This is a genomic window from Pseudomonas sp. B22129 (genome assembly GCF_044218875.1).
Classification (GTDB): domain Bacteria; phylum Pseudomonadota; class Gammaproteobacteria; order Pseudomonadales; family Pseudomonadaceae; genus Aquipseudomonas.
In genome coordinates this window covers 118,876-143,294 of record NZ_CP162592.1, presented here as the reverse complement: position 1 = coordinate 143,294, position 24,419 = coordinate 118,876, and the positions used below count along the sequence as shown (strand labels likewise).

Annotated in this window: 18 protein-coding genes; 12 read left to right on the top strand and 6 right to left on the bottom strand. The window is 61.0% G+C overall.

Annotated features, from left to right (window positions below):
- Positions 1-218: 218 nt before the first annotated feature.
- The gene (locus AB4P94_RS00670; RefSeq protein WP_395608983.1) at positions 219-1,637 is read left to right on the top strand and encodes an amino acid permease; all 1,419 of its coding nucleotides are present in this window, start codon (positions 219-221) and stop codon (positions 1,635-1,637) included.
- A gap of 3 nt (positions 1,638-1,640) precedes the next feature.
- On the opposite strand, the gene AB4P94_RS00665 is transcribed toward AB4P94_RS00670, so the two are convergent.
- From AB4P94_RS00665 to AB4P94_RS00650, 4 genes are all read right to left on the bottom strand, one after another.
- On the bottom strand, positions 1,641-8,141 hold the full coding sequence (locus tag AB4P94_RS00665; RefSeq protein WP_395608982.1) for an NEL-type E3 ubiquitin ligase domain-containing protein: 6,501 nt from the start codon (positions 8,139-8,141) through the stop codon (positions 1,641-1,643).
- A gap of 69 nt (positions 8,142-8,210) precedes the next feature.
- A complete protein-coding gene (locus AB4P94_RS00660) occupies positions 8,211-9,326 on the bottom strand; it encodes an OpgC family protein (RefSeq protein WP_395608981.1) in 1,116 nt (371 codons plus the stop codon).
- Between the two features lie 173 nt (positions 9,327-9,499).
- Positions 9,500-11,119 (bottom strand): FMN-binding glutamate synthase family protein, encoded by a 1,620-nt coding sequence (locus AB4P94_RS00655; RefSeq protein ID WP_395608980.1) that lies wholly within the window; start codon positions 11,117-11,119, stop codon positions 9,500-9,502.
- A gap of 29 nt (positions 11,120-11,148) precedes the next feature.
- Entirely contained in the window at positions 11,149-11,913 is a 765-nt protein-coding gene (locus AB4P94_RS00650) for a response regulator transcription factor (protein WP_395608979.1), read from the bottom strand.
- A gap of 93 nt (positions 11,914-12,006) precedes the next feature.
- Between AB4P94_RS00650 and AB4P94_RS00645 the strand changes: the two genes are divergently transcribed.
- The 6 genes from AB4P94_RS00645 (at position 12,007) to AB4P94_RS00620 (ending at position 17,303) form a co-directional block, all read left to right on the top strand.
- The gene (locus AB4P94_RS00645; protein WP_395608978.1) at positions 12,007-12,828 is read left to right on the top strand and encodes a carbon-nitrogen hydrolase family protein; all 822 of its coding nucleotides are present in this window, start codon (positions 12,007-12,009) and stop codon (positions 12,826-12,828) included.
- A gap of 190 nt (positions 12,829-13,018) precedes the next feature.
- Positions 13,019-14,344: an APC family permease gene (locus AB4P94_RS00640; RefSeq protein ID WP_395608977.1), complete on the top strand. Its 1,326-nt coding sequence runs from the start codon at positions 13,019-13,021 to the stop codon at positions 14,342-14,344.
- A gap of 100 nt (positions 14,345-14,444) precedes the next feature.
- Positions 14,445-14,717 carry a type B 50S ribosomal protein L31 gene (locus AB4P94_RS00635; RefSeq protein ID WP_395608976.1) on the top strand — a complete coding sequence of 91 codons (273 nt, stop codon included), beginning with the start codon at positions 14,445-14,447 and terminating at the stop codon, positions 14,715-14,717.
- Between the two features lie 168 nt (positions 14,718-14,885).
- Positions 14,886-16,226 (top strand): HD domain-containing phosphohydrolase, encoded by a 1,341-nt coding sequence (locus AB4P94_RS00630; RefSeq protein ID WP_395608975.1) that lies wholly within the window; start codon positions 14,886-14,888, stop codon positions 16,224-16,226.
- A gap of 166 nt (positions 16,227-16,392) precedes the next feature.
- Complete coding sequence (locus AB4P94_RS00625) at positions 16,393-16,800, top strand: NUDIX domain-containing protein (RefSeq protein ID WP_395608974.1); 408 nt, start codon at positions 16,393-16,395, stop codon at positions 16,798-16,800.
- On the top strand, positions 16,797-17,303 hold the full coding sequence (locus AB4P94_RS00620; protein ID WP_395608973.1) for a GNAT family N-acetyltransferase: 507 nt from the start codon (positions 16,797-16,799) through the stop codon (positions 17,301-17,303). Before AB4P94_RS00625 ends, AB4P94_RS00620 begins: the two co-directional genes overlap by 4 nt.
- 133 nt (positions 17,304-17,436) lie before the next feature.
- Here the strand turns inward: AB4P94_RS00620 and metR are convergent, their stop codons facing one another.
- Positions 17,437-18,354, bottom strand: coding sequence for a transcriptional regulator MetR (metR, locus tag AB4P94_RS00615; RefSeq protein WP_395608972.1), 918 nt, complete (start codon positions 18,352-18,354; stop codon positions 17,437-17,439).
- A gap of 186 nt (positions 18,355-18,540) precedes the next feature.
- Between metR and AB4P94_RS00610 the strand changes: the two genes are divergently transcribed.
- Both AB4P94_RS00610 and AB4P94_RS00605 read left to right on the top strand, forming a co-directional pair.
- Entirely contained in the window at positions 18,541-19,560 is a 1,020-nt protein-coding gene (locus AB4P94_RS00610; RefSeq protein WP_395608971.1) for an alpha/beta fold hydrolase, read from the top strand.
- Positions 19,561-19,616: 56 nt separating this feature from the next.
- Entirely contained in the window at positions 19,617-20,270 is a 654-nt protein-coding gene (locus AB4P94_RS00605) for a DsbA family oxidoreductase (protein ID WP_395608970.1), read from the top strand.
- Positions 20,271-20,456: 186 nt separating this feature from the next.
- Here AB4P94_RS00605 and AB4P94_RS00600 read toward each other — a convergent pair whose 3' ends face one another.
- The gene (locus AB4P94_RS00600; protein ID WP_395608969.1) at positions 20,457-21,227 is read right to left on the bottom strand and encodes a MipA/OmpV family protein; all 771 of its coding nucleotides are present in this window, start codon (positions 21,225-21,227) and stop codon (positions 20,457-20,459) included.
- 228 nt (positions 21,228-21,455) lie between these two features.
- Between AB4P94_RS00600 and AB4P94_RS00595 the strand changes: the two genes are divergently transcribed.
- The 3 genes from AB4P94_RS00595 to AB4P94_RS00585 are packed head-to-tail and all read left to right on the top strand — an operon-like array spanning position 21,456 to position 24,419.
- Complete coding sequence (locus AB4P94_RS00595) at positions 21,456-22,169, top strand: MtnX-like HAD-IB family phosphatase (protein WP_395608968.1); 714 nt, start codon at positions 21,456-21,458, stop codon at positions 22,167-22,169.
- Positions 22,162-23,556 (top strand): aspartate aminotransferase family protein, encoded by a 1,395-nt coding sequence (locus tag AB4P94_RS00590; protein ID WP_395608967.1) that lies wholly within the window; start codon positions 22,162-22,164, stop codon positions 23,554-23,556. Before AB4P94_RS00595 ends, AB4P94_RS00590 begins: the two co-directional genes overlap by 8 nt.
- Complete coding sequence (locus AB4P94_RS00585) at positions 23,553-24,419, top strand: alpha/beta hydrolase (RefSeq protein ID WP_395608966.1); 867 nt, start codon at positions 23,553-23,555, stop codon at positions 24,417-24,419. The genes AB4P94_RS00590 and AB4P94_RS00585 overlap by 4 nt, the downstream gene beginning before the upstream one ends.

The window sequence follows — 24,419 nt, the reverse complement described above, 5'->3', positions numbered from 1 at the left end:
GTAAAATGACGTTTCAACGGGTGCTTCCCCTAAATTGCCCTGTTTTTATAGTGAAAGGTTCTGAGTCGAGCTTTTTATACTGCATGCCCCGCTGATCTTGCCCGGCAAGAAGGGCCCGCCCATGAGGCGGCCCCGGTCTCGGCATGGGGGCAGGCTTACCGGCTTGCTCCCCACAGACTCAGGTGGGCAATCCAATAACAAAATGAGGTTGTACCTTTATGCCAGTCGGCAACCCACTGCCCCATGGCGAGACCGCTCAAGGCGGCCCGCTCAAACGCGAACTCGGTGAGCGCCATATTCGCCTCATGGCCCTTGGCGCCTGTATCGGTGTCGGCCTGTTCCTCGGTTCGGCCAAAGCCATCGAGATGGCCGGCCCGGCGATCATGCTCTCCTACATCATCGGCGGCTTGGCCATTCTGGTGATCATGCGCGCCCTCGGCGAGATGGCGGTGCATAACCCCGTCGCCGGCTCGTTCAGCCGTTATGCGCAGGATTATCTGGGCCCGCTGGCGGGCTTTCTCACCGGCTGGAACTACTGGTTTCTGTGGCTGGTGACTTGCGTGGCGGAGATCACCGCCGTGGCCGTGTACATGGGCGTGTGGTTCCCCGACACGCCACGCTGGATCTGGGCCCTGGCGGCGCTGATCAGCATGGGCACCATCAACCTCATCGCGGTCAAGGCCTTCGGTGAATTCGAGTTCTGGTTTGCACTGATCAAAATCGTCACCATCATTGCGATGGTCATCGGCGGCGTCGGCATCATCGCGTTTGGCTTTGGCAACGACGGCGTGGCCTTGGGTATTTCCAACCTGTGGACCCATGGCGGCTTCATGCCCAATGGCGTGCAGGGCGTGTTGATGTCCCTGCAGATGGTGATGTTCGCCTACCTCGGCGTGGAGATGATCGGCCTGACCGCCGGTGAAGCACGCAACCCGCAGAAGACTATCCCGAGCGCCATCGGTTCGGTGTTCTGGCGCATCCTGCTGTTCTACGTCGGTGCGTTATTCGTGATTCTGTCGATCTACCCGTGGAATGAAATCGGCACCCAGGGCAGCCCGTTTGTGATGACCTTTGAGCGGCTGGGCATCAAGACCGCCGCCGGCATCATCAACTTCGTGGTGATCACCGCCGCGTTGTCATCCTGCAACGGCGGCATCTTCAGTACCGGGCGCATGCTGTACAGCTTGGCGCAGAACGGCCAGGCACCGGCCACGTTCGGCACCACTTCGAAAAATGGTGTACCGCGCAAGGCGCTGCTGCTGTCGATCTTTGCCTTGTTGCTGGGCGTGTTGCTCAACTACCTGGTGCCGGACCAGGTGTTCGTCTGGGTGACCTCCATCGCCACCTTCGGCGCGATCTGGACCTGGCTGATGATCCTGCTGGCCCAGCTCAAATTCCGCAAAGGCTTGAGCCCGGCCGAGCAGGCGGGCCTCAAGTACCGCATGTGGCTGTACCCGGTCAGCTCCTACCTGGCGCTGGCATTTCTGGTGCTGGTGGTCGGCCTGATGGCCTACTTCCCGGATACCCGTGTGGCGCTGTATGTGGGGCCGGCGTTCCTGGTGCTGCTGACGGTGCTGTTCTACGCCTTCAAGCTGCAACCCACCAACGCCGGTCGTGTTGCGCCGCAATCGGTCTGATCGTTACTCGGCCCGTTGCGCCCCGCTTTGGGCCGCACGGGTCAGTTGGCCGATCAGGCGGTTGAGTTCGGCCTCCTTCTCTTGCGTGATGGATTGGCGCCGCTCCTGGTAATCGTCTGAGCGGGTGTCGGGTACTTCCTGCTTCAGCAGCTCCAGCTTGTGGCGTGCGGTGTCTTCGATCGTGGCAAAAGGTTCCGGGACGTGGCGCGCCAGGTACTGGATCCAGAATTCTTCCATCAGCAACGCGTTCTCCGCAGCGCTTGTTGACTTCAAGGCGAGCATTGCCTTGCGAATGTTCGCCAGGTCCTGGGTGGCCAGGTCCTCGCCCGGGTTGTAGAGCCGCTCTTCCTCTAACACCGGCAGGTCAAACTCGCGGGCGAGCTTGAGCCTGAGGTAGAGCTTGACCTCCGCATCATCCGGATCTTTGCCTTGGTTGCGCAGCCTTTGCAGATGGTCTTCGGCAAATTGATCGAGGCTACGCAGGTAAAACATGCCTTTGGCCAGCGCCAGCAACTCGCGGTTCGCCTGGTTAGTGCTGGGTTGGGCCTTGGCCTGGTGCTGTTTGTGCCGCAGTTCCATATCGATAAAGGTCAGGATGGCGCCGTCGCCACAGGTGCCGGCCACATAGGTGTTGAGAAAGACGCTTTCACGCAGCTCATGGGATTCAGCCAACGCTTGAAGCAAGCGCCACACACGTGCCGTGAGGGTCTTTCGGGTGGCTGTGCTGTGGATATAGTCGTGGGCCATGGTCAAATCCCGGATCACCCGGAAGGCATCATCAGGGCTTGCCCCCTCATGATTTTTCAGTTGTTCCCATACGGTTTTACGCTGTGCGTGGTCGGCGGCAGGTACGCCTTCCAGCCACTGCGTCACGTCGTTGGGGGTGGCATGCACATGCAGGATGCCAGGCATGGCGCCGCCCAGAACCATATTGGTGCGCTGGCGGTATTCGGTCAGTTGTTGCCGGGTGGCTTCGCTCAAGGGGTTGTCATGCAGGACGGTGCCGCGGTTGGCCGCGCGCATGCGAGGGTCGGTGAGCAGCACGGCAGGCACGGTGGTGATCTGGTTTTCCTGCAGTAACAGGCTATGCAGTTGGGTCAGCCGTTCGGCACCGATGGGCCATTGGTTGATACCGGTCTGTTGCAGGGTCAGGTTCAGCAGGTGGGTCATACCGGTGACATCCGGTGTCAGCCCCAACGGGTTGCCGTCCAGGTTCAGCACTTCCAGGCGGGTCAGGCCGGTCAGGCGCTGGCGTGATTCGGCGGTGAGGGTGATGTTGTTGTCGCTCAGGTCCAGGTGCTCCAGTTGCGTCATGTCAGTAACGCTGTTGGGCAGCTCGTTGAGCATACAATCGAGCTTCAACGACTTGAGATTCGTGAACTTGCTCAGGAACGCGTTGCCCGAGGCTGGGTAGCTGTCGCCGGCGATGTTCAGGTATTCGATGTGTTCGAAGCCCCGGGCGCTCAGGATGAAGTCGGCGTCGGGCAGCGTGTTACCGTCCAATAACAATTCCAGGCTATGGGCATCGAACAACCCATTGGCGATGAGTTGCCGTGTCTCCCGCCGCCAGGCTTTAAGTATTTGCATCGCCACCAGGCGGCGCCGCGCAAGGTGCAGACCTAAAGGGTCATCGGCGTCGATGGCGTATTCGGCGGTTGCCCATTGATCAAGGCCGAACTCAAGCGCCTGGTATTCGGCCTTGCGCCGTTCCAGTTCGAGCAGTGCTGCCGGTTCACTCAGGCCCAGGGAGTCGATGAGCTGATTGGCATCGGCGCGACCCATCCTGGGGTAAAGCTCGCGTACCTTACTGACCAGGTCTACCGCCTGCGGACCGCCGAACGGCCAAAGGTTGCGCAGGCTGAAGGGGTAGGCAACGAATGAGCTGTTGACCCGCATCGGCGGTTGCAACCAGTACGGAATGTGCGGCAGGCCGAGCAGGTCCTTGATGGCGATGCGCTGGTTGAGCGCCAGCTCGGCGATTGGATTGCGCAGGGCCGTTGTATCGCCACTGTCGTCCAGCCCCAGGGCTTCGCGCTGGCTGTCGCTCAACATGCGCCAGATGGCGGTGAGTAAATCGGTGGAGGTGTCCCCGCTGTCGCTGATCAATCGGTTGTCGGCGTCATAGGCCTGGTAGCGGCCATCGACCCGGGCGAGGATTTTGCGTTCGCTGCCCGCCAGGTGCCCGGCGCTTTCCAGCAGGGGCCCGCTGGCGCTGCCGTGATGAATATCCAGGCGTACATTGGCGGGCCAGCCGGGTAGCAACTTGAGTGCATGCAGGATGATTTTTTCGCTGTCGGGATTGGCCAGCGTAGTCAGGTATAACCCTTCGAACGCGCGGTTGAGGCGTACATCGTTGGCGGTCAACCTGGCTTGCTCCTGCAGGCGCAGCGGTACCTGGTCTCTCTCGTTGAGCTGTTTGAGTTCTTTGGGCGTAGCCTCGTCCAGCAACGCCTGGAGCGCACTGCCAGGCAGCTGCGGGAAATGGAGGCGCAGTCGGTTGTGCAGGGAGTTGCCGTTGCGCTCGCTTTGGGCATAGAGCGTATCGAACAGCTGTGCGCGTTCGCGATAGGCGTGTTCGGCGATCTTCTTTGCCAGCTTGAACAGGCGCTCTGCCTGGCCTTCGGGGAGTTCGCCAAGCAGGGCGTTGGTCAGTGCGTCATTGCGCACCAGCGGGAGCAGCGGTTCCAGGCCGCGGCTCTGCGCCTGGGACATGCGGACCTTGTTGGGCGCATCGGCGTTGGCGGACGGGTAGTGCGCTGTCGCGCGGCCTGCCTCATCGTGCAGGACCAATACATGGCTTGCCGGCCACTGCGGCAGCGCGCACACCAACAGCAATTGCAACGAGGGGCGCGCCGTGCGTGTGGCCGAATAGGTGGTCATGGCCTTGATGAAGTGCAGGATCTGACGCTCTATACCGAAACGTTTACTGCTGTCTTTAAGCAGTGGCGGCGGCGCAATACCGGCGCAATGCACCTCTCGCAAGGCACGGGCCGGCGTATCGGTGAGCTTGAGCAGGCGTGCGGCGGTGGGCTGGTCCATATTGAAATCAACCGCTCCCAGGCGTGAAAACAGATGATGCTCGTCCCAGCTCAACGGGTTTTCGGTTTCCAGGCGCCAGGCGCCCTTGTGATTATGTTCAAGGCGAGGTGTGTCGACACCGACTTTCTGTGGGTGCTTGAGCCGCCACTTGCGCACGGTCTGGTCATAGGTCACCGGGTAGAACGAACCGTACAACGGCAGCAGTTGCTGGCCTTCCCAGTCATACAAACCTTCGGGGTTTGGCTTAAGGTCGATGGGCAGTACCAGGTTTTGCTGGTATTGCCCCAGTGAGTGATCGAGCAGGCTGACCAGGCCGGCAGGGCTGCGGCGTTCGCTCATTAGATCACCAAGGGTATTGCGCAGACCCTGGGCATCGCTGGCAGAACTGATGCCCAGCAGGGTGCGCTCGTGAGGCTGCAGTACCGAGGCAATGGCGAGGTAAAAACTGTCCACATCGGGCGATACCGGAATCGGCCCGGCGTTGCGCATGTCGTAGGCTTCGTAGCGCCCGTCACCGTAATGCAGCAACTCCACGGTGGTGTCGTCCGGGCCGCTGTTCTTGTAGCGGTTGGGTGCCTCTGCGGTGACCATTTCGGTGACGACGAAGTCGCGATTGAGGCGTTTGAGCAACAGGTTTTTGGAGAACTCCCTGGCCCATTGATCGGTGTCGAGGCTGTAGGCGCGCGAGTGATACAGGCCATCTATCACGGCATCAATGCGCAGGGCAGTGCGATGTTGTTCAAGGTGTTCGCGTACGCTGGCGGGCAGCTTGCCGTCGTTGAGGTAGGCACTTTGCTGCGTTGTGCTCAGGGGCGTTTGCTCCAGCAATTGCTTGAGGTTGGCAGGGCGCAGAGGCGCAAACTCCGCCTGTAAACGAGTCAACAGCGGGGAGGCCTCCACGCCATGGGTTGCAGCCTTTATCGGCACAAACGCACGGGCTGGGTCGCCCACCGGCACCTCATGCCGGGCGTAGCTACTGTAGCGTGTCATCGCACTGAACAACGCTATCCGTTCCTTGTGGGCCAACGTACTGATCTGCACGCGTAGCCGCGCAATGCGCTGGGCCTCGGTGAGGTGCGCACTGCCTTCCTTGCCCAGGGTTGACGTGGCGGGTTGCTGGCGAATGATCAGCTCGAACAAAGCCTCCAGAGTGGCGACGTGGGTGTCCGGCGTATCTCGTTCGCTGTAGGTGCCGTCGTCTCTGCGCTTGAGGTGAATGGCCAGTGTGACGTTGTCGTTGGCGGCGTAGCTTTCCACCAGTTCGCCATGCCGGTCATACACATGGATGACAGCCTCGGCAGGCCAGGTGGGCAGTTGGGTCAACAGGCTGAAGATGGCGCTGCCGGCATGGGCGGGGATGTTGCCGCGGCGGTGAAAACCGTTGCTCAATTGTTCGATGACCCGATCGACTTGCACCCGCCGGCTTGCCTCGATCAGGTTGACCGGCGGTGGCTCACCTGCCCAAATGGCGTCCAGGGTCGCGCGGGGCACGGCGGTGCTGCGCAGCAGGTTGCGGATTTGCACCGCCGGCACTGGCGCCTCGCCGTTGGGTAGCATCTGCCCGATCAATTGAGCGTTCGAGAGCGTGCCGGCACCGTGCAGGTCGAGGACCCAGGCTTGAAGCCTGGGGTCGAATACAACGGGTGCAGCCAAGCCATTGCCATTCTTGCGCTTGAGCACAAAGCCCATGGTCGTGGGATCAGGGCTGACCTGCGCGACGATTTGCTGGTCGCCCTGCTGCACCCTTGCATACTGCGCGCCGTTGATCAGGTACAGGCCCTGAGCATTGGGCGTCTGGCCGTCGAGCAGGCGCTGGTTGGGGCTGGCGTAGGGGGTGATGTCGGGTTTCCACAGTTCATGACCGCCGCCGCTGCGCGGCACTTTGCGCGGGTTGCCCAGGCGTCTGAGCAGGCCTTCGATACGCTGGCGATGCGCGCGCCCGGCGGTGGAAATCAGCAGGCCATTGATCGCCAGGTCCGCCACGTCGGCCATCGCAGCGGCAAAGTCACTGGCTTCGCCTTTGGCAGCTTTGTCGATACCGATGATCAGGCTATACGCCAGGTTGCCGAATACCACTGCCTGCATCAGCCGGTTTAAACCGGTGACGCCGCCGGGCACCGGGGTCATCAGCAGCTCCATGATCTCGGCGGCGATCGCCGCAGCGCCATCAATCACGCCCTGCAGGTCGCGTTCCGAGCGTCGGGTGGCAAGCATGCCGAGGTTGGCCTGGTAGTGCTGGATATGGCGAAAGGTCAGGGCTTGCAGCAGGCGCAGCGGGCGATCAGGCTTGGGGTCGTTGACGAAGCGGACGTGCGCCAGAGTCTTTTCCGGGAACAGCGTATGAAAGGAATCGTAGAGAAAACCCGCCACCAGGCTCAGACCTTCGGGGCGCGGCTCTTCGCGCAGCAGGTCTTTGAACTGATTGATTTCTGTCACCGGCAATTGCCGGGAGAACCAGCCCAAGTCGCCGTCGTGATAGCTACGCTTGAGGTCGGCGAGAAAGTGCGTGCCGGCGCTTTTGGCGTCGACGTGATAGCGCATGGCGCCACCGGGGCGGAACGGGAAGTAGGAGACTACGCCCAGGCTGGCTACATGAATCAGCAGCAAGGGCACCGGGATACTTTCGCCCGAAGGTACAAACGGCACGCCCTGGATCAGCGTGTTGTCGAGGTCCATGCTCAGCGTCTCGAAGGGCAGTGCCGCGCCGCCGCCGATGTCGGCCACCAGCGCGTCATACATAGCCTGTGTCACGCCACTGCTGGCGCGGCTGCGATACGCTTCCAGCGCCTCAAACAACAGATGGGCACGGGCGCTGGCCTCGATCAGGCCTTGCAGTTTTCCGCTCGGGCCGAGGGCTTTGGCCAACTCGGTTTGCAGTTGGCCGCCCAGGTCCAGTTCGCGGCTGATGGCGATAAATTGGCTGACGCTCAGTTGTTGTTCTTCCACGCCGGTCAGGTAGGACGCATCCACGTGGCTGTGCCCGGACGCCTGCGGGTTGCCGGTGCCGAAGTCGAAGTTCAGGCACGCCGCTTCCCATAGCGACATTCTTGAGACGTGTACGCGGTACTTCCATTCATCGACGGCACGGCGAAAACGCGGGGCATGCGCCAAGCCGCCGAGGGCGCTGCTGCGGGGTTCCCAGGGCAGGGGCGTATCGAGCTTTTCCAGGTAACGCGTATTGATGAAGACTTTTTCCGGGTCGATGCCGCCGAGTTTGCTGCGCAGCTGGGCCAGGCCGCCGGTTTTGAACTGTTCCACAAGGGCTGCGTTTTCTGTTTCCACCGCCTGGAGTGCGGTGACGGCGTCACGTTGCAGGCGGATGTACTCGCGCTGCTGTTCAGGCGAGAGGCTCCTCATCGACTGCGCCAGCGTGTGGCGCAGTATTTCGAGGGCCTGTTGCCGGCCCCAGGATTCGCTGGACTGCAAGTGGCCGGACAGGCCGTTGAGGAGTTGGTGGTTGGGCATTGGGCTGCTTCCTTTCACAATAAATGTGGAGAGAAATGGAAGCATCCACCCGCCCATGGCGGGCGCTAGCTATGTAGTGCGGCGCTGATTCAAGTGTTTGTTCAGCTCCAGCCAGGCGCCCAGTGCGGCCATCAGCAAAACCCCTGTGAGAGCTGTCAGCAGTTGTATCGCCAGGGTATCGCCAGCCATGGCATTGAGCATGTCGGCCAGCGGCGCCAGGACCACCCCCAGGCAGAAGATTTCCAGCGAGAAACGGCCCATGCGGCCTATCTGCGCGGCCACCGGGTTTTGTGTCCAACCGGCAGAGGGCAACAGCTTGGAAATGACATAGGCCAGAGCCAGGAAATGCAGGAGGCGCAGGGGGGACAGGTCGGTCTTGCTGATCGGGTAGATCAAGTCGCTGATCACCGCCGGCATCACCGCATCATGAATCTGCGGCCAGCGCCACGACAGGGTCAGGATGCCGGCGACCACGACATACACGGCCGCCGCGACAAACAGCGGTTGGCGTGGCAAGGCACGGGTTTCAACGGCTTTGGGTTGTTGGCTGCGTACCGCTGCCGCGCCACCCAGTATGAAGAGCAACTGCCAGGTCACAGGGTTGAAATACCACACGCCATCGGCAATTGCCCGCAGGTTCCAGCCCATCCATGGCGCCAGCAGATACACCGTCAGCGACATGGCAACAAGCACCCAGGGCCTACGCAGCATCAGCGGTAACACCAGCGCCAGGCTGGCGAGTAATACGATGTACAGCGGCAGTGGGTCCATCAGGTTGGGCTTGAAGCGCAACAGCAGTTCATCCAGCAAAGCGCGTTGAGGGTCGCTGATGAAGTGGGTCATGCCCATCTCTTGCACCAAGTCACGTGTCTCGACGTGGCTGTTGGCGAAGAACACGATGCCCATCAATACCGCCAGTAAAAAGATGTGCACCACGTAAAGCACCCAGGTGCGGCGCAGGATTTTCAGGCAGGCCATCCAATAGCCTTCGCGTTGCAGGACTTTACCGTAGGCCAGCACCGAGGCGAAGCCAGCCAGGAACACAAAAATTTCCGCCGCGTCGCTGAAACCGAAGTTACGCAGAGTGATCTGGCCGAGTGGGTTGTGGGGGACGTGATCCCAGAAAATGAAGATCAACGCCAAGCCCCGAAAAAAATCGATGCGCGGGTCGCGTCCGTTCAGCATGGCAGCGGGCTCTTGAACAAAGGGTTTACTGATAACACGCAGGCGGCAGTATGGGTGTACGCCTTGCGTCGGGCGGCGCGCAGGTTGGCGGTATTTGTAAGCAATTGCAAAGGCTGGGTATTACTGAATGTCTCAACAGCCTGCCCCGGGGTGGGCAGGCTGGGGGAAGGGGGTCAGGCGGCTACTTCTTCATGGGGTTCGAAGCTGTCGGCCCGCGCCATCTGCCACATGCGCGAATAGAACTCGCCATTCACCTCACCGGTGAGCAATTCGCCGGGTTTGAGGAACACATGCAGCTGCGAGAACAGCTTGATCTCAGTCGCCGACATGCGCCGTACCAAGTGCTTGGCGGACAACTGCGAGGGGTGGTCCAGGCCGGCGGCGGCGAGCATTTCCGCCAGCGCCTTGAGGGTGTTGCGGTGGAAGTTGAACACGCGCTGGGCCTTGTCCGGCACCACCAGTGCGCGCTGGCGCAACGGGTCTTGAGTGGCCACGCCGGTCGGGCATTTATTGGTGTGGCAACTTTGTGACTGAATGCAACCGATGGCGAACATGAAGCCGCGCGCCGAGTTGGCCCAGTCGGCGCCGATGGCCAGCACGCTGGCGATGTCGAAGGCGCTGACGATCTTGCCGCTGGCGCCGAGCTTGATCTTGTCGCGCAGGTTCAGGCCCACCAGGGTGTTGTGCACAAACAGCAGGCCTTCACGCAGCGGTACGCCGATATGGTCGGTGAACTCCACAGGTGCCGCGCCGGTGCCGCCCTCCTTGCCGTCGACCACGATAAAGTCCGGGAGGATGCCGGTTTCAAGCATGGCCTTGGCGATGCCCATGAACTCCCACGGGTGGCCCAGGCAGAACTTGAAACCCACCGGTTTGCCGCCGGACAGTTCGCGCAGTTGGGCGATGAACTGCATCATTTCGACGGGCGTTGAAAACGCGCTGTGACGCGACGGTGACACACAGTCTTCACCCATCAGAATGCCGCGGGTTTCGGCGATCTCTTTGGTGACCTTGTGCTTGGGCAGGATGCCGCCGTGGCCGGGCTTGGCGCCCTGGCTCATCTTGATTTCGATCATGCGCACTTGCGGGTTTTGCGCCTGCACGGCGAAGCGTTCGGGGTCGAAACGGCCGTCACTGGTGCGGCAGCCAAAGTAACCACTGCCCAATTCCCACGTGAGGTCGCCGCCGTTCTCGCGGTGGTAAGGGCTGATGCTGCCTTCGCCGGTGTCGTGGGCAAAGTTGCCGAGCTTGGCGCCCTGGTTCAGCGCGCGGATGGCGTTGGCGCTGAGCGAGCCAAAGCTCATCGCCGAGATATTGAACACCGACGCCGAGTACGGCTGCTTGCACTGCGGGCCGCCGACCATCACGCGAAACGCGCTCGGGTCACTCAACGGCGCGGGGCGCATGGAGTGGCCGATAAACTCGAAGCCTGACTGGTACACGTCGATCAACGTGCCGAACGGTTTGTCGGCGCTTTCATTTTTGGCGCGCGAATACACCAGCGAACGCTGGGCCCGGGAGAAGGGCAGGGCGTCGCTGTCGGATTCGAGCAGGTATTGGCGGATTTCCGGGCGGATGGCTTCTACCAGGTAACGGATATTGCCCAGGATCGGGTAGTTGCGGCGCACTGCGTGGGGGCTCTGCAGCAGGTCGAACAGGCCGATCAGGCTGAGAATGCCGGTGACCACGGTGATGGGCCACAGCCATTCATGTTCGATAAACGGGAGGCTGGCGAGGGTGAAAATGACGCACACGGCAAAGAAGGCGTAACGGCTTAGTAACGACAGGCTCATACGGTTTTCCTTGGGTTCGGACTCATCGGCTAGGCGTTTTGCGCCTGTAGAAAGATCGAGAACAGCTCCGACTGGGATTTGATCCCTAGCTTGCTGTACATGTGTTTCTTATGGACTTTCACGGTTTCAACAGAGATTTCCAGCTTACGAGCGATTTCCTTGCTGGAGCAACCGCTGAGCATCAAGCGGCCCACATCCAGCTCGCGAGCGGTGAGTTGCGCGCCCCATTCATCATTGTGCAGCGGGGGTTGCGGCGCGCTGACCTGGTTGAGCTCAAAGGGCAGGCGCTGGCGCAGCAGGCTCAGTATCCAGGGTTGAATCAACGACAGCAGGGCAATCTGCGCCGGGTCAAAACGTTGCCTTGAGCCCAGCGACAGGCACAGGGTACGCCCATCCGGCAGTTGGCAATTGAACTGGATTTCGTCGGCCACCACGTTCAGGCGAAAGTAGCGCTGGTAATACTCGGTGAGTTCGAAGTGCTCCGGCGCGACTTCGGCCAGGCGAAACAGGCCCGTGCGCGACAGTTCGCGGCTGGCCATGTAGAAGGGGTCGAGCAGGTAGAGACCGTTGAGGTAGTCCTGGAAGAGTTGGTCGGGCGCGCCGTCAAGGCCTGGGCATTCGGCGAACACCAGGGGCCGGTGTTCGCTGCTGAACAGCAGGGCTACCCAACTGTCGAACGGCACGTACTGGTCCAGCAATCTGACAAGCTGGGTCCAGAAATTGGCCTGGTCCAGCGCGTCTATCATTTGCCCCACCGAACGGTGCCAGGCGATGTCATCCAGCGACATGGTCATTGATCTACCCCTATCGGGTTACCCCCGCCGCGTAATTCCCTGGCAGGTTGTGGCTGCGCATACTGCGGCACAGATAAAGAACAAGGAATACTCATGAAGGTCGAATTTGCCCAGTTGGCAGGCCGTGATAACGACACAGCTTACAACCTTGAGCGCGCCTTGGCGGCAATTGCTGCCTGCGCCGCCGATACGCAACTGATCGTGTTTCCGGAGACCCACCTGACAGGCTTCCCGTCGGCCGAAACCGTCGCCGAAGTTGCCGAGCCGCTGGATGGCCCCACCGTGCAGGCGGTTATCCAGGCCGCGCGTGCGCGTGATATTGCCGTGGTCATCGGCATGATCGAGAACGATGACGGCCAATTCTATAACACCACCTTGCTGATCACGCCTGAGGGCATCGCCTTGCGTTATCGCAAGACCCATCTGTGGCCTTTGGAACGCGGCGTGGTCAACCCCGGTGATCGCTACGCCACGTGCCTGTGGAATGGCGTACGCGTCGGCTTGTTGATCTGCTACGACATCGAGTTCCCGGAAACCGCCCGCGCATTGGGGCAATTGGGTGCGCAGCTGTTGTTGGTGACCAACGGCAACATGGACCCGTACGGCCCCACCCACCGCACCGCGATCATGGCCCGTGCCCAGGAAAACCAGGCGTTCGCGCTGATGGTCAACCGCGTGGAAGAAGGCGACGGCGACCTGGTGTTTGCCGGCGGCAGCGCCCTGGTTGATCCGTTCGGTACCTTGCTGTTCGAAGCCGGGCGCGAGGAAGGGCAATTCACGGTTGAGCTGGATCTCGACCATCTGGCGGCGGCTCGCAAGGATTACCGCTACCTGGATGACCAGCGCTTGAAATTGCCGGGTGAGGTGATTGAGCACAGCGATGGGACTCGCGAACTGCTGATCCCTCGGACTTAACACAGACCCCTGTGGCGAGGGAGCTTGCTCCCGCTGGGGCGCGAAGCGGCCCTGAGATGTTGGGGCCGCTACGCAGCCCAGCGGGAGCAAGCTCCCTCGCCACAAAAGCTGTATCCATCATAAAAATAGTGCTCGTGCTTCACCGACTTCAGTTCTGCCATAAATCTAATAAATCAGCGGAGAATCGCTCATGGCTCGTTTGCAACGCACCCTGTCGTTAGGGTCGGTGGTGCTGTTTGGCATCGCCTATATGACGCCAATCATCGTGCTCGGCACCTTCGGCATCCTGGCGCAATCCACCGCCGGCATGGTGCCCGCCGCTTACCTGGCCGCCCTGGTGGCGATGTTCTTCACCGCCATGAGTTACGGGCGTATGGCGTCGGCCTTTCCGGTGGCCGGTTCGGCCTATAGCTATGTGCGCAAAGCTATCAGCCCGAAACTGGGCTTTATCGCCGGTTGGGCGGTGTTGCTCGACTACCTGTTCCTGCCGATGGCCATCTGGCTGATTGGCGCGGCGTACCTGCATTCCGCATTTCCAGCCGTGCCACAGTGGGTCTGGGTGCTGGCGTTTATCGGCATCACCACCTTGATCAATATCATCGGCCTGAAACTGGCCAATGGCATCAACGCGTTGCTGATGCTGGTGCAGGCGCTGGTCCTGATTGCGTTCGTGGTGTTGTGCATCCACTACATCGGCGGTGATGCAAGCAAGCCACTGTGGACCATCACCCCATTCTTCAACGGCCAGATGCAGATGCCGTTGATCATGAGCGGCGCGGCCATCGCGTGCTATTCCTTCCTGGGTTTTGACGCGGTCAGCACCCTCACCGAGGAAACCCGTGACCCACGCCGCACCATCCCACGGGCGATCATGTTGATCACCTTGATTGGCGGGCTGATTTTTGTCGGGGTGTCATACTTCGTGCAGGTCGCTCACCCGTCTTTCGAGTTTGCCGACGTGGATTCGGCCGCGTATGAAATCGCGCGCAATATCGGCGGTGACCTGTTCGTGTCGATCTTCCTGATCGGCCTGATCGTCGGCCAGTTCGCCTCGGGGCTGTCGGCCCAGGCCAGCGGTTCGCGCCTGCTGTTTGCAATGGGGCGTGACGGTGTGTTGCCCAAGTCGTTCTTCGGGACGTTGCATGAGCGTTTTGGTACGCCGGTGAACAGCATTCTGCTGTGTGCGGTGGTGGCTTTGCTCGCGTTGAAGCTGGATGTGACCACGTCCACCTCGTTTATCAACTTCGGTGCGTTCCTGGCGTTCAGCCTGGTGAACCTGTCGGTGATCTTTCATTACTGGGTGGGCGCCAAGCAACGCGGTGTACGTGAGCTGATCCTGTTTCTGGTGTTCCCGACCATCGGCCTGCTGGCGGATGTGTGGTTGATGATCAGCCTTGATCACCTGGCGATTTACCTGGGCGTGGTGTGGTTGGCAATCGGGCTGGTTTACCTGGGTTTCCTGACGCGTGGCTTCTCCAAACAGCCGCCGGAAATGGACTTTCAAGAAGCTGCATAGACGTTGCTGGTCTATTCTTATTGCAATCGGTTCTCGTTTGGGCGCATGATTTGTGTTACTGTATAACACGTTAAATGCACCCAAACGCCCCGGAGGCCTTATGAAAGCTGGTATCCATCCCGATTACCGCACCGTGCTGTTCCACGACACCGCCGCCGACGTGTTTTTCCTGATCGGCTCCACCGCCGACAGCGACCGCACCCACAAGTACAGCGACGGCAACACATACCCTTACATTCCGCTGGACGTTTCCAGCGCCTCGCACCCGATCTACACCGGCCAACAGCGCAAGACTCAGGCCGAAGGCCGGATTGCCGGGTTCAACAAGCGTTTCGCTTCGTTCGGCTCCAGCCCGAAAAAAGCTGACGCGTGAGGCATAGAGGTTTCACCTCGAAGGCCGCTCCGGTTTCTGGAGCGGCTTTTTTTATGCGTTGATATCGTAACGCCATCACTTTCCGAAAAACCGGCTAGACTCCTCAGTAAACGCCAGGAGGGCAAAACCAGACCGTAAGGACTGCATGCCGACGATCCGAGGTGTCCCATGGGAGAGTCAGTTACGTTCACCGATAGCGACCGTGCCGTGGTGCTGTTGATCGACGCCCACCCGGACGTATTGCACAGCCTGACGCAATTGCTGCGCCTTGAACCTTTTGAACTGCACAGTGCAACCTGCGCTGCCGACGCCTTGACGATTCTCGCCAGTCAGCCTGTTGACCTGGTGATGAGCGCCGCGCGCCTGCCGGACATCGACGGTGCTTCGTTGCTGGCCCATATCCATCAAGCCTACCCCCATACTGTGCGCATCCTGCTGACCGGCGAGACCGACCTGACGCTGATCGTCAAAGCCATCAACGAGGGCCAGATCTACCGCTACCTGAGCAAACCCTGGAATGACGAGGAGTTGCTCCTGGCCCTGCGCCAATCCCTGGCCCATCAACATTCAGAGCGTGAGCGCGGGCGGCTGGAGCAACTGATCCAGCAGCAGAACGACGAGCTCAAGCAGCTCAATGCTTCCCTGGAAAAACGTGTGGCCGCGCGCACCAGCGAGCTGCAGCAAACCGCCGATATGCTCGACCTGGCCTACGAAGAACTCAAGCACAGCTACGCGACCGGCACTGAAGTGTTCTCGCTGCTGGCCAACCTGCGCCTGCCGCGTGCCAAGCAGACCAACCGGCAGATCATCGAACTGGTGCGCACCTGGTGCGTCACCCATGGCGTGGACGAGGCGAGCAACCGGGACCTGACCATGGCGGCCGCGCTGTACAACATTGGCAAGCTGAGCTGGAGCGACAGCATGATGGCCTCGCCCTCGGATTTGCTGCACAGCGCCGACCGTGAGCGCTATCGCGCCTACGCCACGCAAAGTGAATCGCTGCTGATGACCCTGGAACCGATGAAAGACGCGGCGCGCCTGATCCGCCATCATCAGGAGCGTTGGGACGGCAGCGGTTTCCCCGACCACCTCAAAGGTGAGGCGATTCCCGCAGGTTCCCGGCTGCTGAAACTCGCCGTGGATTTTATCGAGCTGCAAAAAGGCTTGATCCTGGAGCGGCAGATGAACAGCGACGAAGCGTTGCTGTACATCCGCAAATACGCCGGGCGGCTCTATGACCCCGAGATGGTCGAAGACTTTGTGCGGGTGTGCGCCACCTACCTCAATGACGTGACGCTGGGCGACCCGAACGTCAAAGTCCTCGGCACGCGCGAACTGGAGGAGGGCATGGTACTGGCGCGCAACTTGAACGCGGATAACGGCATGTTGCTGCTCAATGCCGGCAAGGTGCTGAACCTGCCGCTGGTGGACAAGCTGATCGCCTTTGAGACCATGGAGGGCGCGCGGTACAGCGTGTTCATCAAGGACACACCAGTGATTGCTGTGTGAGCGCGGTCAAAAAATGTGGGAGCGGGCTTGCTCGCGAAAGCGTTGGGTCAGTCACAGTACCGTTAACTGATACACCGCCTTCGCGAGCAAGCCCGCTCCCACATTGGATTGCGGCGTGCCGGTGGGCATGTGATCCTTGCGCCTTTGCGTTCAAGGCGACCCTTTCATGACTTCCACCATCCGCATCGCCGCCGCCCTGTTGATCGGCAGCGACGGCCAGACCCTGCTGGTGCGCAAGCGCGGCACCCAGGCCTTCATGCAGCCCGGCGGCAAAATCGACGCCGGCGAGCAACCGGCAGAGGCGCTCGCCCGTGAATTGCATGAAGAGTTGAATTTACAGATCGAACCCAGCGACGCCATTTACCTCGGCAACTTTTCCGCTCCCGCCGCCAACGAACCGGGGTTTACCGTAGAAGCCGAACTGTTCCAGGTGCACATCGACGTGCCGGTAATGCCCGCCGCTGAAATCGAAGAAGTGCGCTGGATCGACCCGGCCGGTGACGGTGGCCTGCAGCTGGCTCCGTTGACCCGCGATCTGATCCTGCCGTTTTATCGCGCATCCCTCACGGCATGATCATCCGCACCCTGGGCGGCGGCGATGCCGAGGCCTACCGGGCGCTGATGCTGGAGGCTTACGGCGCCTATCCCCAGGCGTTCACCTCCAGCGTTGCCGAGCGCGCCGCGATGCCGTTGAGCTGGTGGGAAAAACGCCTGAGCGGCCCGCTGGACCAGTTGCTCGGCGGCTTTGAAGGCGATGAGCTGGCAGGGATCGTCGGCCTGGCCTTCGAGCCGCGCGAGAAGGCGCGGCACAAGGTGACGCTGTTTGGGATGTACGTGACCCGGGCCCACCAGCACAAAGGGTTGGGCCGCCAGCTGGTCGAGGCGGCACTCGCCGAGGCGTGCAAGCATCCGCGCCTCAAACTGATCCAGCTGACCGTCACCGCCGGCAACGACGCTGCCTTTGCGTTGTACCGGCGTTGCGGGTTTATCCAGTACGGTCTGGAGCCGCTGGCGGTGCGGGTGGGTGAGGATTACTTCGACAAGATTCACATGTGGTGCAAGTTGCAAGACCAGTGAAGATCAAAATGTGGGAGCGGGCTTGCTCGCGAATACGGTGTGTCAGCTACACATAAGTTGACTGACACACCGCTTTCGCGAGCAAGCCCGCTCCCACATTTGATCTTCATTGGTGCCGAGTATCAGGAGTTGCTCAGCGAACGGCGCTGACCCCATCCAGCGTCGAAAACGACGTGTCCTTGGCCGTCAGCAAGAAATCGCGCATATACGGCGCATCCAGCATGTCCGCGCGGATCCCCGCATACAGCGTCGCAAACAAGCCTTTCTCACCCAGCCGCTTGGCCTTCACGTAACCGCGCGAACTGTATTCATGCAGCGCCCAATGGGGCATGCCGCACACACCACGGCCGCTGGCCACCAGCTGCATCATCATCACCGACAGCTCCGACGTGCGTACCTGCGCGGGCTCTACATCGGCGGGTTCGAGGAAGCGCGTGAAGATGTCCAGGCGGTCGCGTTCCACCGGGTAGGTGATCAGGGTTTCGGTCAACAGGTCTTCCGGCACGATATACGCCTTGTGCGCCAGCACGTGCTGGTTGGCCACCGCGAGCATGGCTTCGTAGGTGAACAGCGGCACATAGGTGATGCCCGGCAGCTCCAGCGGGTCGGACGTTACTACCAGGTCGAGGTCGCCACGGGCCAGCGCCGGCAGCGGGGCGAAGGCGAAACCTGAAGCCAGGTCCAGTTCGACTTCCGGCCAGGCGTCGCGGAACTGGTCGATGGTCGGCATCAGCCACTGGAAACAACTGTGGCACTCAATGGCCATGTGCAAGCGCCCGGCGGTGCCGCCGGCCAACCGCGCGATATCGCGCTCGGCGCCGCGCAGCAGCGGCAGGGTCGCGTCGGCCAGTTGCAGCAGGCGCAAGCCGGCGCTGGTAAAGCGCAGTGGCTTGGTCTTGCGCACAAACAGCGGCATGCCCAGGCGCTCTTCCAGCTCCTTGAACTGATGGGACAGCGCCGACTGCGTCAGGTGCAGCCGCTCGGCGGCTTCCACCAGGCTGTCGGCCTCGCGCAAGGCGTGCAGGGTCTTGAGATGACGGATTTCGAGCACGGGCTCTCCATGAAAACAATTTGTGGCGAATTCGAATTGCGTGAGTTTGTCTCATGTTGGCGCGCCTGTCGACAAAACATGACCGCTGGGCACTCTTCATCAAACTGTCACGCAACTGTGGCAGCGCGCTTGAACAAACTTCATCAGACTCGCGCTCTACTGGGGTTCTGCGTTTCGGTGTTTTTCATGCGCGTGTTGCTTTTACTGGCCGCTCTACTGTTCGGCCTGCCGTCTTTTGCGGCTTCTCGATGTGATGTCAATGTCCCGACTCAAACGGTCGACCTGGAAAAGGTGAGCATCGCCTACCAGAGCATCGGCCGTGCGTCCGACCCTGCCTTGCTGCTGGTGATGGGCTTGGGCGGGCAGTTGATCCACTGGCCGGATGAGGTGGTCGTCGCCCTGTGCCAGCAAGGTTTTCGGGTGATTCGCTACGACAACCGTGACGTCGGCTTGTCTACCTGGCGCCAGGCCCCGGCCAGCGCCAACCTGACCTTTGAAGTGCTGCGCTACAAGCTCGGCTTGCCCGTGGCGGCGCCGTACACCCTGACCGACATGGCGGATGATGCCCTGGGCTTGATGGACGCGTTGCAGATCCAGCAATTCCACGTGCTGGGCGCGAGCATGGGCGGCATGATCGCCCAGCACCTGGCGGCCATGGCGCCGCAACGGGTCGAAAGCCTGACCCTGGTCATGACCAGTTCCGGCGCCGAAGGCCTGCCGGCACCGAGTGCGGCGCTGGTGCAGTTGCTGTCACGGCGCAGCGCACCGAACCGCGAAGTGGCGCTGGAGCAGCAAGCCGATTTGCTCGCGGCGTTGGGCAGCCCTTATGTGAAAGATGATCGCCAGGTGTTGCTGCATCAGGCGGCGCTGTCCTATGACCGCGCCTTCAACCCCGACGGCGTGAAGCGCCAGATCATGGCGATCCTCGCCGAACCGAGCCGGGTGCCTTTGCTCAACCAACTGCGCGTGCCCACGCTGGTGGTACACGGTACCGCTGACCCATTGTTGCCGGTGATGCATGGCGTGCACCTGGCCGCGCATATCCAGGGCAGCCAGCTGAAACTGATCCCCGGGATGGCCCATCGTTTCCAGGAGGCGTTCAAGGCGCCGCTGTTGACGGCGGTGCTGCCGTACCTCAAAGCCCATCGTGAAGATGCCGCGCATTGGGCGCAAATTGACTTGGGCGAGCCTTCGAAGGTGCTGTGAAGTTGGTGTATCGTGGAGCTTTTGCGGCTCACTGAAGCCAGCGAGGTCTCCCAGCCATGAGTACTCCCCTGAAAATCGATTTCGTCAGCGACGTGTCCTGCCCCTGGTGCATCATCGGCCTGCGTGGTTTGACTGAAGCCCTCGACCAGCTGGGCGCCGAGGTGCAGGCCGAGATCCATTTCCAGCCGTTCGAGCTGAACCCGAACATGCCGGCTGAAGGGCAAAACATCGTCGAGCACATCACTGAGAAATACGGCTCCACCGCCGAGCAATCCCAGGCGAACCGCGAGCGCATTCGCGACATGGGTGCCGCGTTGGGGTTTGCCTTCCGCACCGATGGGCAGAGCCGCATCTACAACACCTTCGACGCCCATCGCCTGTTGCATTGGGCCGGGCTTGAAGGGTTGCAGTACAACCTCAAGGAAGCGCTGTTCAAGGCGTACTTCAGCGACGGTCAGGACCCGTCCGACCACGCGACCCTGGCGATCATCGCCGAAAGTGTCGGGCTGGATATCAAACGTGCGGCCGAGATTCTCGCCTCGGATGAATACGCCGCCGAAGTGCGTGAGCAGGAGCAACTGTGGGTTTCGCGGGGCGTGACGTCGGTGCCGACCATCGTTTTCAACGACCAGTACGCCGTCAGCGGCGGGCAGCCGGCTGAAGCCTTTGTCGGGGCGATACGGCAGATCATCAGCGAAGCCAAGGGCTGAAGAGTTTGACGGGCGCTTGCTCTCAGGCGTGTGGAGATCCAAATGTGGGAGCGGGCTTGCTCGCGAATACGGTGTGTCAGCCGGTGAATCTGTTGACTGACACGCCGCATTCGCGAGCAAGCCCGCTCCCACATTTTTGACCGAGTATGGCGTTAGAAATTAGCTCAGGAGGGCGCCTCCTGCCCATCAATCAAACTTGTAACTGATCGCCGTCTGCACCTGGCCCTGGTTCACGTCGCCCGTCTCTTTGACGATGCTGCTGTTGGCTGCCGAACCGACCAGGTGCACCCAGCTGGCGCTGGTCAGCAACGACCAATGGGTATCCAGCGGGAATTCAAAACTCTGCGTCAGCGTCAGGTTCTGAAAACCCCCGCTGGCGTTATAAGGGCGAAAGCCTGAAGCCGCAGAATCCTTGTCATCCACCCCGAAAAACGCCTGGGTCTGACGCGCGTCGGCAAAATGCGCCATCAAGCCCGTGCTGCCGATAATCCCGCCACCCAGCGGATAGCCCAGCTCCCCGCCCAGCTTGCCCAACACCCCGCTTTGGTCGCGCGCGCCGCCGACTGCGTGGCCGACCTGAGCGTACACACGCCAGAACTCGGCCGGGGCATATTGAATGAAGCCGCCGACCTCCGCCGCGTCCTGTACGTCACGCAAACCGCGCAGCGAGCCGTTGGCCGTGCGCCCCGAAAGGTAGTTGATGTACGGGCCGGCAGTAATGCCGTGGGTATTGAGTGCGCTCCAGGTCAGGCCGTCGTCGGTCCCCAGGCTGACATTGCCCCAGTCGAGGTCGAAGTAGGGAATCGGCTGGGTTTCGTAACGGCTGCCGGTCGGGTCGTGGGGCTGATAGCTGACGCCCGCACCGACTTCACCGGTGATGCCTTCGGCCAATACGGTGCCGGAAAAGCCCCACAGCCCCAACAAACCGGCGAATACAGCAGAAGTGACCTTGAACATGGAGCGTATTCCTTATCTGAACATGCGCGCATTCACGCGCGAAGGGCGGCTCTGGCGCAAGCACTCATCTTGTTTGTAGCAAGCTACAAAAATTGTAGCTCCTGCGACACAAAACTCCCGGCGTAACGGCCAAAGCCCCAGCCCCGCCGGGTTTCGTTCAGTTGGCACAATCCCTGCTCTACCCCTTCTGCAAGCGCACAGAGCGCGCCCTTCCAAGGTACAACGCAGATGATTCACTGGCATATCGTGTGTGATTTCGATGGGACCATTACCCCCACCGATGTCATCGACAACGTCCTCCAACGCTTCGCCGGCCCGGAGTGGGAAACCATCGAGCAGGAATGGCTGGATGGGCACATCGGTTCACGCGAATGCCTGAGCCGTCAACTGGCACTGATCAAGGCCACCCCCGCTGAACTGCTGGCGTATTTCGACAGCGTCGAGATCGACCCGGACTTCCCGGATTTCGTCGACCACGTCATGGGCCTGGGCGCGACCATCGAAGTGGTCAGCGACGGCATCGAGCAAGGCATCGCGCGCATCCTGTCGCGCAACTACGTGACGCTGCTGCCGATCCTCGCCAACCGCCTGCGCCAGGTCGACCAGAACAGCTGGCGCATCGACTTCCCGTATTCCAGCGATGCCTGCCGTGCCGCTTCCGGCAACTGCAAGTGCAAATCCACCCCGCGCAACAAGCGCGTGCTGGTGATCGGCGACGGCAAGTCCGATATGTGCGTGGCCTCCACCGCCGATTTCGTCTTCGCCAAAGGCAGCCTCGCTGACTACTGCGTCGCCAACCATATTCCTCACGCGCGTTTCGACACTTTCGCCGAAGTGCCTGCGCTGCTGGCCAAGCTGCCAATGGGCATCGCCGCCAACGCCACCACCTTCACTGCTACTGACCTCTCTGTTGAAAATCAGGAACTCTTCCACCATGTCTGATATCCGAATCGCCACCGCCGAAGACCAGATTCTTCTGGATAAAGAAGCCAAGTACTGCTCCTACGGCGACACCGTTCACTACATCGAGCCACCGCGTATTTTCAGCCGTTGCGAAGGCTCCTACGTGTGGGACACCGAAGACCAGGCCTACCTCGACCTGCAAATGTGGTACTCGGCCGTTAACTTCGGCTACGCCAACCCACGCCTGAACAACGCGCTGAAACAGCAGATCGATACCCTGCCGCAAATCGCCAGCCAGTACCTGCACAAAGGCAAGATCGAGCTGTCGGAAATGATCGCGGTCGATGCCAAGAAGAAATTCGGCCTCGACGGTCGCGTACACTTCAACGTCGGCGGTTCGCAGTCGATCGAAGACTCCCTGAAAGTGGTGCGTAACGCCTCCAACGGCAAGAGCCTGATGTTCGCCTTCGAAGGCGGCTACCACGGCCGTACGCTCGGCGCGTCGTCGATTACCTCGAGCTTCCGCTACCGTCGCCGCTACGGCCACTTTGGCGAACGTGCCAACTTCATTCCGTTCCCGTACCACTTCCGTGGCCCGAAAGGCATGACCAAGGAAGAATACGGCAGCCAGTGCGTGCAGCAGTTCGCCCGTCTGTTCGAGACCGAATACAACGGCGTCTGGGACCCGAAAACCAACCAGTGTGAATACGCCGCCTTCTACGTCGAGCCGATCCAGGGCACCGGCGGCTACGTGATCCCGCCGATGAACTTCTACCGCGAATTGAAGCAAGTGCTGGATCAGCACGGCATCCTGATGGTCTCCGACGAGATCCAGATGGGCTTCTACCGCACCGGCAAACTGTGGTCGATCGAGCACTTCGACGTGCAGCCGGACGTGATCGTTTTCGGCAAGGCGCTGACCAACGGCCTCAACCCGCTGGGCGGCATCTGGGCCCGTGAAGAGCTGATCAACCCTAAGGTCTTCCCGCCAGGTTCGACCCACTCCACCTTCGCCTCCAACCCGTTGGGCACGGCAGTCGGTCTGGAAATGTTCAAGATGACCAACGAAGTCGATTACGGCGCGATGGTCATGGCCAAGGGCAAATACTTCCTGGAAGGCCTGCAAGACCTGCAGAAGCGTTTCCCGATCATCGGCGACGTCGACGGCCTGGGCCTGGCCCTGCGCTGCGAAATCTGCGGCCCCGACGGCTTCACCCCAGACAAGGCGACCCTGGACTACATGGTCGAAGAAGGCATGAAAGGCGACATGATCGTTGACGGTCAGAAACTCGGCCTGATCCTCGACGTGGGCGGCTACTACAAAAACGTGATCACCCTGGCACCGTCCCTGGAAATCAGCTACCCGGAAATCGACCTGGGCCTGAAACTCCTCGAGCAACTGCTGGTGCGAGCGACTAAACGGTGAACAACCTCGGGATCGACCTCGGTGAAGGTGATGCCGGCTTCGTTCTCGGTGAAGGTCCGGTCGGGATCCTGTTGATCCACGGCCTGACCGGCACCCCGACGGAATTGCGCCAGGTCGCCAAAGGCCTGGCCAAGGCGGGTAATTGCACGGTGTACGTGCCCACCCTGGCCGGGCACTGCGGCGATAACAGCGACCTGCAGGCCACCGGTTGGCTGGACTGGTACGAAGGCGTGCGCAAAACCTTCGCCCAGGTCAAACAACGCCACGAGCAAGTGTTTGTCGGTGGCTTGTCCATGGGCGCGGTGATGTCGATGTACGTGGCCGCCGAGCACCCGGGGCAAGTTGCCGGGCTGTTGATGTATTCGACCACCTTGAAGTACGACGGCTGGAGCATTCACAAGCTGGCGTTTTTGACGCCGTTGCTGATGAAGATCCCGTTCGGCGTGCACATCTGCCGCTTCGAAGAGAAGCCGCCGTATGGCATCAAGAACGAGCGCCTGCGGGCGATCGTCGAGCGCCAGATGAAGGAAGGGGAGAGCAGCGAGGCCGGTTTGCTGACCATGGAAGGCATCACGGTGCGTGAGTTGCACCGGATGAATGCCGTGGTCAAAAAACGCATGCCCGAGGTCAAGGTGCCGGCGTTGGTGCTGCATTCCATCGAGGATGACATCACCAGCCGCTGGAACGCTGATTACGTGGAGCGCCACCTCGGCGGCCCCGTGACCAAGATTCTGTTGGACAACTGCTACCACATGATCACCGTCGATTTGCAGTACCGCCGGGTGATCGAGTTGAGCGCCGAGTTTGTCGAGCAGCACACCGCGGTTTACCACGCCCCCGAAGATTATCGACAGCGGGCCTGA